Raw genomic sequence first — 6,240 nt, forward strand, 5'->3', positions numbered from 1 at the left:
GGTGATAAAAACGTATTAAAATGTTGGTTGTAAATAAAAAAGTTAAGTTCCTCTGGCATTAGGGTTACAATTGATATATCTTCTTTGCGTACATAAAACTGAAGATGAAAATCACCAATACCCAATAATAAGTCATTATTAAGGAAATTAAAAAATACCCGAAGATTTTTTATACAAAGCCCAATTGAATTGTCATAATGATTGCAATCATGGCCCAGGTAACTGGTAAATTTTAAGTAAAAATTTTTCCAATAATTTTTTTCTATTCTAAGGTCTCGTTTATTTAGTTTAGCTACTGGTTTAAGACGAAGCAGTATTTTTTTATCCGCACAAAACTTTTTCAATAGTTTCTGTAAAGAATCATAGTTTTTAGAAGTGCCATGAGAAACTCTTTTGCCATTTGGCTGTCTTCTTTTACCTTTTTTTGTAGCAGTAATAAATTTTTCAAAAAGAAGAAAAAAATCAAACTCTTTAATAATTTTTTTTTGTAGCATAACGATGTTTTTATGATTTATAGATAATTGAAAATAAACCAAATAATAGCTTTTTTTGGTATACATTTGAGTAAATAGAGTTCTTTGATAGCATTTACTGTATTGCCTTTGAGCAATTTTGGCTATCATCCCGGCGGTATGACCATGCCCGGACGGAAATATAGTAACGGCGGTAGTTATCGTTATGGGTTTAATGGGCAAGAAAAATCTACAGAACTAAACGACAACTTAACTACTGCGGAGTTTTGGGAATATGATAGTAGAATTGGAAGACGCTGGAATGTTGACCCGATAACTAAAGTAGGAGAAAGTCCATACTTGTGCTTTTCAGGAAATCCTATTTACAATAGTGACCCATTAGGAAATGTTTCAAGTGGCCTGAATGACTGGGTTAAAAAGAAAAATTCGAATGGTACTACTTCTTACAAGTGGGATGGTAAGGCAAAAAATCAATCAACTACACCAGCAGGTTACACTTATGTTGGAGCAACTCATAAGTATGCTGCAGGCAACAATGTAGATGTAAATTTATTTTCGAAAGGTGATTGGTTTGCATCCAGTGGTGTAACTGCCTCAAGTGGTTTTAAAGGAGATGCTCCGCCAACACAAGCAGCTCCAAGTGCAACTTCATCAGCTCCATTAAATATTAAACCTGGGCCACAGGCTACTGTTGGGCCTGTAGGGTTTGCTTTTAATAATGATTTTGAAAGAGGAATGATTCAAGATAACATTGCAACAAATGCTTCTGTTATGTTAGTAGCTCCGCAGACTATAGTAGGAAAATTAGTAGTAAATACAGGTGTACAGTTAGCAGTAAACGGTAAGAATGCAGACTTTGCAGATATAGGGATTAATTCATTTAGTCCATATTCTTATGGCAATCAGTGGGCAACTGCATTGGTTGATTGGAAACCTTTATCAGGTGATATGACACCTAAAGTATTTCCTTTTAATAAAGACCCTGCAAACTTTGCATTAGATGTGGGAATCAATCATGTTTTTTATGGGTATGGGGAGTTTCAAAAAAAGGTTGTATCTGGTCAAATATCTGAAAAAACGAAACTGATAATGGGAGCGATTAATACTGCCAACAAAGCGGTTATTAAAAAGACTTTCAATGAAGGGTTTTTCCCGGCAAAAAATGTATCTGAAAGTACCCAGGCTCCTCCATTATTTAATCCGTTACGTTGAGTTTGGCAATAATTTATAGAGCTTAATGTATGGTTACTATTATTAAAAATTCGACAATAAAGAATGGATATTTTAGAGGCAAAAAAAAATAAATCTAAAGCAGGCATAATAGTATATGGAATACTTTCTATAGTGTTTATATGCATGTTATTTTTCTTCTTTTATTTAAAAATTGTTGGTGTGTATGGAGTTGCCATTATTAAAGAAGGCGTAGCAACTTCGGAAGGGATAGATTTTCATTATGATTTTTTTTATGAGGGAGAAAAATATACTGGCGGTTTTACTGGCGGTAAGATGTATGAAGTTGGAAGTAAATATTTTGTTTTATTTTCAAAGAGCAACCCCGAAAAAAATCTGTTGCAATACAATGACCCTGTCCCAGATTGTCTAAAAGACTCAATTAATTCTTATTGGTCAACTTACCCGAAATGCCCAAGCAATTCTTCCACAGTTTCTACTGCACCAAATAAAAAAAGCCTAAACGATAAATACACGGAATACACCAAGGAACTTGAAGCGGGAAATACAGATATAGATTATAAGGAATTTAGAGAAAGTTTTATTGAGAGTACTCAATTTATCGTAGCATCAAAAAAACAGAAAGAAATTGATAGCCTGGGAAAAGAGATGTTCATCAATATAAAAAATTTAAATTATCAGCAAACAATTACAGCAACAAAAAAAATATTAAGTATTGATTATTCAAATATGACGGCTCATAAAATGTTAAGTCAAGCCTATGAAAACGTTGGTGACACTATCAATGCAAAAAGACATAAGGTAATACTGAGTGGACTTTTAAATTCCATCATAAAAAATGGCGATGGCAAAACTTGCAAAACAGCTTGGCCTGTGATTCAAGTAACTGAGGAGGATTTTATTCTTCGAATGTTGGGAGCTAAAATTAACGATATAGAAGTGGGCAATAGAAATGGAATGTGTGATATATTTAAAGCCGAAGTTGATAAAAGATTAATGACTTATTATTTTGAAACGAGTAATATTTTAAAAGGATACAAAAAACTTAATTACTAAGCTGGCACTAAGCAAGGCAGTTCTTACCCAAATGAAACTTATAAATTTTTTGAAGTAATAAATCATGATAGTGTAAATCAAATTTCAGAATTTTATGAGAATGTATATTTAAAAGACACGGTAAATAATAAACATAGAAAGTTTGTTTTCTTTCATCGTAGTGGTTATTCTTCTCCTGATTATACTTTTTGAATATTATGTTGATTATGGGGTGAATTATAAAAAGCATTTATACTATTAACCAACTTAGCCTGTGCCATGCAAACGATAACAAATTAAAGCAAAATCATCACCAATTAAAGCTAGTGGTTTTTTATTTAGAATACGCCTTCATTGTGTTGGCACCCCGTAGCGCAGAAATGAGACGAGAGAAATGCAGCATGGATTTTCTGTGCCTTGCCAGTCGGTACATTTGTGAAGCCTTCAATCCTTAACTTTACAAGAGGAAATAAGTTCTTTGAGCTAAGTAATCATTTAGGAAATGTCCTCGCCACAATCTCCGATAAGAAAATCGGTCATGATGCAGGAAACGGAACTTTTGATTATTATAACGCTGATGTAATCTCCGCTACAGATTATTATCCCGGCGGTATGGACATGCCCGGGCGACAATACAATGCTGCAACTGGCTATCGTTATGGATTCAACGGAAAGGAGAAAGATAACAAAGATGGAATTGTTCAATATGATTATGGATTTAGAATTTATGACCCGAGGTTAGTACGCTTCAAATCTGTTGACCCGTTGACTGGTTCTTACCCTTATTTTACTCCTTACCAATTTGCAAGTAACAATCCAATTGTTAACATTGACTTAGATGGATTGGAAGGTAAATGTGTTATTACTGACCAATATAAAGAAGCATTTATTAAGCAACACAATATTACAAGTGATGCACAAGTTAAGTATGCTATAGGGCAAGGTCAGACCGTTGTTATGAAATTGACTTATGCAACAGGTCCAGATGACCAAGATACGAAGGAGGTTGGTTTAAATGATGGTGGACAGGGAGCATCAATTATGCGATTTGATGCACAGACAAATGGCATTAATGCACAATGGGGTCATTACTATGTTGAACAACCTCCTGCTTTAGTAAAGGTTTCAGGTGAAATTGAGCCAATAACAATTGATCCTCCTACGGTACAGCCCCCGAACATTATACCAAGAAAATCCTCGGATATCGTAAAAAAATCTCCTAATAATGGCGATGAAGTCACAGGTAAAAAGAAGTCGCCACCTAAAATAAATGGACATACAGTAGGTAAAGATCCTGTTACTCTTTCTTTGAGTGTTTCATTTGACCCTAATACTGATAATATTAATAATAAGGGCAGTGTAATGAAACAAGCTAAGGAAATTGTAACAGCCATGAAGGATGATCCTAAGTTGAATGTCTTACTATTGGGAAATGTTTGGCAAGATACACCTGGGCCAGTTAACAATAATCCTAATGCCCCAACCACATTAAATGGCAACCCAACTACCACACAAGGATTGCAAACATCAAGGGCCAAAGCTGTTGCTGATTTATTAATAAAGCAAGGAGTTAACCCAAAACAAGTAAATTTTGGAACTGGAACTGTAAGTAATGATAAAAAGAAAGGATTAAGTACCGATGCCGTAATAAAAAGAAAAGGGTAATGAAATACGATTGACCTTGAGCTAAATAATACTATGGAGGTTGTTTTTTTAAACAGCCTCCATAGTTATTAAAATTACAAGTTATATCTATATGGAGAAAGAGTTAGTAAATCGGCTCGTATTTTTTTATTCCATTGTAATTGATCTTCTATATCTTTTGAAAAATCAGTTTCAAAATCATATTGTTCGCTAATTTTTTTGTAATTTTTTTTTATTTTAGAATATATTGCCTGTGCTTCTTGAAGGGAAAGAGTTTTTTTTAATTTAAGGTTTTGAGAAAATATTTCCCTAAGCTTTCTTGAGTATAGTTCTGCAATGTCAAAATGAATTTGTTCATGGATTAATAAAGAGCTGTCCATTCCTTTTGTTTTTGAGTTGCTTCTATTAAAAAAACAAAATACTTTGACAGCCGTTATCCTTCCTAAATTTTGTTGTGTAATATCATAATCAATAGTTATGCTTGAAATGGCATCAAAATCAGATAAGCTATCAAGAGTTTGTTTAAAGTCCTCAAATTTTAATTTGTAACAAGGCGACCAATAAATGGTATCGGTATTGCTTTTCGTTTGTGCAATTGTTTGAAATGTGCAAAACAAAGAACAGAAAAAAAGTATTGTCTTCATGTAAATATAGATGCAGAAATTTTTATTTAGCATACGCCTTTCTTGTGTTACCATCTCTATGCAGTGCATCAATAGTTTTAGAGAGCATTGTTTTATCATCTTCGTTAAGCGATTGAATAAAGAGAATTTTTTTAGTGATGGAGCTGTCCAGTTCGTACTCGGCGAGCCCGGCCATGTAATCTAAAGACACACCGAGAACCTCTGCCATTTTAGTAGCCACTCCAATAGAAGGTTTTACTTCATTGCGTTCGTTGACGAAATTAAAAATATGGTAACTATATATTAGTTGGGACAAGGGCTAAATATTATTTGCAGTAAGCGTTTGAATTATATCATTAATATTATTGATTCCGTTTGGTAATTGAAACCACATTGGATGTTGAAATACAGATGGGTAACCTTTATCGTCAGGGTTACTATCTTTTTCGTTCCATCGCATTGCAAATCTTCGTGTTTCATCCTCATTCCAAGTGCCTATTGCAATTGAAAAATTGCCTTTGTTATAAATAATTCTTTCAACTGTAAAATTTGCTGGGTTTACATCTTCTGGTCGCATGTTGTTTTATTTTGCGTGAAATGTAAATGTAATAAAAAAGAATGCACAATGACAGCCATTAATTTAGGTAATAAAGGTATTATGCTTTACCAATCAAAGTATAATAAGTGATTCGCGCCGTAGACACATTGGTTAATTCAATTTCAAATTTTTTCTCTACCAGATAATTGCATGTTATTATACCTATAAGCAAATTCAATACAATACCTATGCAGATGTTCTTTTCTAAATCTAAAAATGTTTTTGAGCCTGGTGCAAATCGATCGAAAGACAATAAAAAACCAAATACAGGAAGAGTTATAATTTTTAAAACACGTAAAAAGCAATAGTTTTAATCATGAAAAATATTCATTTTAGATTCGGTATTTTTTTTGTTTTTTGGTTGTAAAGACAATTTAGTTAAGAAGGAAAAAATTGGAAATGGTATTGTAGAGGCTAAGTTTTTGTTTGCCTTTGTTGGTGCGACGAATTCAATAATTATTTGCTAAAACAAACGCTCCGGTTGTGTCTTTTGACCAACCGGCGAACCGTTGTAACCTTGTACTTTAATTACTTTCTTATACTTTTAAAATCATTGTTTGCACAATCCTTAACTTTACAAGAGGAAATAAGTTCTTTGAGCTAAGTAATCATTTAGGAAATGTCCTCGCCACAATCTCCGATAAAAAAATCGGAGTTAGCTCTAACGGTACAAACA

The 6,240-nt window shown here is 33.3% G+C and carries 7 protein-coding genes; 3 read left to right on the forward strand and 4 right to left on the reverse strand.

Translation table 11 applies throughout. The annotated features are described in order from the left end of the window. Positions 1 to 494: hypothetical protein (locus ACHZDT_RS06565; protein WP_394773833.1), on the reverse strand; the 494-nt coding region annotated here is incomplete at its 3' end. A 144-nt stretch (positions 495 to 638) separates the two neighbouring features. Here ACHZDT_RS06565 and ACHZDT_RS06570 point away from each other — a divergent pair. From ACHZDT_RS06570 to ACHZDT_RS06580, 3 genes are all read left to right on the forward strand, one after another. Continuing rightward, positions 639 to 1,685, forward strand: coding sequence for a hypothetical protein (locus ACHZDT_RS06570; protein ID WP_394773834.1), 1,047 nt, complete (start codon positions 639 to 641; stop codon positions 1,683 to 1,685). A 63-nt stretch (positions 1,686 to 1,748) separates the two neighbouring features. Next, positions 1,749 to 2,720 (forward strand): DUF4919 domain-containing protein, encoded by a 972-nt coding sequence (locus tag ACHZDT_RS06575; protein ID WP_394773835.1) that lies wholly within the window; start codon positions 1,749 to 1,751, stop codon positions 2,718 to 2,720. Positions 2,721 to 3,134: 414 nt separating this feature from the next. After that, entirely contained in the window at positions 3,135 to 4,364 is a 1,230-nt protein-coding gene (locus ACHZDT_RS06580) for an RHS repeat-associated core domain-containing protein (RefSeq protein ID WP_394773836.1), read from the forward strand. Positions 4,365 to 4,438: 74 nt separating this feature from the next. Here the strand turns inward: ACHZDT_RS06580 and ACHZDT_RS06585 are convergent, their stop codons facing one another. From ACHZDT_RS06585 to ACHZDT_RS06595, 3 genes are all read right to left on the reverse strand, one after another. Beyond that, entirely contained in the window at positions 4,439 to 4,987 is a 549-nt protein-coding gene (locus ACHZDT_RS06585) for a hypothetical protein (RefSeq protein WP_394773837.1), read from the reverse strand. A gap of 22 nt (positions 4,988 to 5,009) precedes the next feature. Continuing rightward, positions 5,010 to 5,207: a hypothetical protein gene (locus ACHZDT_RS06590; protein ID WP_394773838.1), complete on the reverse strand. Its 198-nt coding sequence runs from the start codon at positions 5,205 to 5,207 to the stop codon at positions 5,010 to 5,012. 78 nt (positions 5,208 to 5,285) lie between these two features. Then, positions 5,286 to 5,543 carry a hypothetical protein gene (locus tag ACHZDT_RS06595; protein ID WP_394773839.1) on the reverse strand — a complete coding sequence of 86 codons (258 nt, stop codon included), beginning with the start codon at positions 5,541 to 5,543 and terminating at the stop codon, positions 5,286 to 5,288. Between the last annotated feature and the right edge of the window lie 697 nt (positions 5,544 to 6,240).

It is taken from the genome of Flavobacterium sp., from assembly GCF_043722275.1.
GTDB lineage: Bacteria > Bacteroidota > Bacteroidia > Flavobacteriales > Flavobacteriaceae > Flavobacterium.

Coding starts and splice junctions, on each gene's coding strand:
- ACHZDT_RS06575 (WP_394773835.1), top strand. CDS start 1,749: ATGGATATTTTAGAGGCAAAAAAAAATAAATCTAAAGCAGGCATAATA.
- ACHZDT_RS06585 (WP_394773837.1), bottom strand. CDS start 4,987: ATGAAGACAATACTTTTTTTCTGTTCTTTGTTTTGCACATTTCAAACA.
- ACHZDT_RS06570 (WP_394773834.1), top strand. CDS start 639: ATGCCCGGACGGAAATATAGTAACGGCGGTAGTTATCGTTATGGGTTT.
- ACHZDT_RS06595 (WP_394773839.1), bottom strand. CDS start 5,543: ATGCGACCAGAAGATGTAAACCCAGCAAATTTTACAGTTGAAAGAATT.